The sequence below is a fragment of the Stenotrophomonas sp. 278 genome, from assembly GCF_003935715.1.
In the GTDB taxonomy this organism is placed as follows: domain Bacteria; phylum Pseudomonadota; class Gammaproteobacteria; order Xanthomonadales; family Xanthomonadaceae; genus Stenotrophomonas; species Stenotrophomonas maltophilia_AH.
The window spans coordinates 1-2,285 of record NZ_RHPP01000264.1 but is presented as its reverse complement, the minus strand read 5'-3'; the positions used below and the strand labels follow the sequence as shown (position 1 = coordinate 2,285).

Sequence of the window (2,285 nt, the reverse complement as noted above, 5' to 3'; positions counted from 1 at the left end):
GGTGCTGGCGCGGCTGGCGGTGCAGGCCGGGCGCACGGTGCAGGTGCTGCGGCTGGGCGACGAAGGGGGGCCGAGCGCGTTGTCACAGCGTATGCGGGCACAGTTCGTGGCCGTGGGCGGCGTGGTCGCGGAATCGGGCGGGGAACTGCCCGGTGCTGACGTTGTGGTGGATGCCCTGTTCGGCATCGGCTTGAACCGTGCACCGACAGGAGAGGCGGAACGTGTCATCACGGCCGTCAATGCCGCAGGTGTGCCGGTGCTGGCGCTGGACGTCCCCAGTGGCGTCGATGCACAGACGGGCCATGTGGCCGGGGCGGCAGTGCGCGCCACCTGCACGCTGCAGTTCATTGTCCCGCACCAGGGCCTGTATACCGGGCAGGCGCTGGAATTCGTCGGCGAGCGCAGGCTGGCTCCGCTGCAGCTTCCCGCAGGGTCGGACGCCGATGTCGGCGCCAGTGCCAGCGTAGATCTCTGGCACGCCGCCCGGCTGCCGACACTGCTGCGGCCCCGACGCGTCAACACCCACAAGGGCGAATCCGGCCACGTGCTGTGCATCGGTGGCAATGCCGGCAGCGGAGGTGCGGTGATGCTGGCGGCTGAGGCTGCGCTTCGCGCCGGCGCAGGACTGGTCAGCGTCGCCACCCAACCGCAGCACGTGACCCCGTTGCTGTGTCGCCTGCCGGAAGCAATGCCGCACGCGGTGCAGGACAGCGCTGGACTGCAGCAGCTGCTGCCGCGCGCCAAGGTGATCGCGATTGGACCCGGGCTGGGCCAGGATGACTGGGCGCGCGAGTGCTGGCGGCAGGCACGTGCAAGCGGCCTGCCGCTGGTGGTCGACGCAGACGCGCTGAACCTGCTGGCGAGTTCTCCGCAACCGATCGCGGGTGCCATCCTGACGCCGCATCCCGGCGAGGCGGCGCGCCTGCTCGGCACGGACACCGCGTACGTGCAGGCCGACCGTTTCAGCGCCGCGCAGACCCTGGCCGAACGCTACGACGCGGTCGTGGTACTGAAAGGCGCGGGCAGCGTCGTCGCGGCACCGCACAAGCGGGCGCGAGTGATTGCGGCTGGCAATCCCGGCATGGCCGTGGGAGGCATGGGCGACCTGCTTACCGGCATCATTGCCGCCCTGCGCGCGCAGGGACTCGACGCCTTCGACGCCGCCAGTGCCGGTGCCCTGCTGCATGGACTGGCCGGCGACGATGCCGCCTGCGATGGCCAGCGTGGCCTGCTTCCTACCGACCTGCTGGTGCCGCTGCGCCGCCGGCTCAACCCTCAACTGTGAATGTGATGACTGACTTCTTCCTGGCCACTGCAGAAGACACCGACCGGCTCGGCGCACAACTGGCGGCGACACGACCGCCGCAGGCGGTGATGCAGCTGCGTGGCGACCTGGGGGCGGGCAAGTCGACCCTGGCGCGCGCGCTCCTGCGCGCACTGGGCGTGCAGGGGGCCATCCGCAGCCCCACCTACACCCTTGTGGAACGCTACCCGTTGGCTGATGGCAGCGAGGCCTGGCATCTGGATCTGTACCGGATCGGCCAGGCAGACGAACTGGAATTCCTCGGTCTCGACGAAGGCAGTGCCTCGTTGTGGCTGGTCGAATGGCCCGAACGCGGCGCTGGCGCGCTGCCGCCGACCGACCTGGTGGTGGCCCTGGAGATCAATGGCCAGGGACGAAGGGCGAGTCTCAGCAGTGTCAGCGACGCGGGTGCTGAATGGGTTCAGCGCCTGCGTGAAGGAGGCGACTTGCGCCCCCTTTCTGCCGGCTGACAGGAGGAAACACCCCCAGGTTACGGATTATTAAGGAAAAAGGAGTTGCTTTTCATTCAGCGCGGTGATTGAATCCCCATCCATGCCAATGGGGAAATCACTCACCGCCATCGTTGCAGCCGTCGGACTCTGTCTGGCGAGCGCGGCTGCGTGGGCGGGCGAGGTCCGTCAGGTGGCCCTTCAGACCGGCGCAACCGGCACCCGTGCGGAAATCGCACTGGCGGGCAGTGGCGGTTACAAGACCCTTTCGTTGTCCGGCCCGAACCGTCTGGTGGTGGATTTCCCGGACTCCAGCGCGATCCGCAACCTCAAGCTGCCGAGCCCCACGGGTGTGGTCACCGCGGTGCGCACCGGCCAGCCGGTCCCGGGCACGTTCCGCGTGGTGTTCGACCTGGCCGAGTCGGTGGCCCCGTTCAAGCCGCAGATGCTCAAGCAGGGCGAAGAGTCCCGCCTCGTGATCGAGTGGCCGGGCGATGCGCCGGCCAGCGTCGCGACGGTGCCGACGGCCAAGC

At 69.1% G+C, this 2,285-nt stretch carries 3 protein-coding genes; all 3 read left to right on the top strand.

What is annotated here, in order from left to right; all coding sequences use genetic code 11:
• On the top strand, nucleotides 1-1,285 hold a 1,285-nt coding region (locus EGJ34_RS21440; RefSeq protein ID WP_125362416.1), incomplete at its 5' end, for an NAD(P)H-hydrate dehydratase.
• A 5-nt stretch (nucleotides 1,286-1,290) separates the two neighbouring features.
• Nucleotides 1,291-1,773, top strand: coding sequence for a tRNA (adenosine(37)-N6)-threonylcarbamoyltransferase complex ATPase subunit type 1 TsaE (gene tsaE, locus EGJ34_RS21435; protein WP_125362415.1), 483 nt, complete (start codon nucleotides 1,291-1,293; stop codon nucleotides 1,771-1,773).
• Between the two features lie 88 nt (nucleotides 1,774-1,861).
• Nucleotides 1,862-2,285 (top strand): AMIN domain-containing protein (locus EGJ34_RS21430; RefSeq protein WP_125362417.1); only part of this gene is annotated, 424 nt, incomplete at its 3' end.

What these genes read in the sequence shown, in the direction of transcription:
- tsaE (WP_125362415.1), top strand. Translation starts at nt 1,291, where the DNA reads ATGACTGACTTCTTCCTGGCCACTGCAGAAGACACCGACCGGCTCGGC.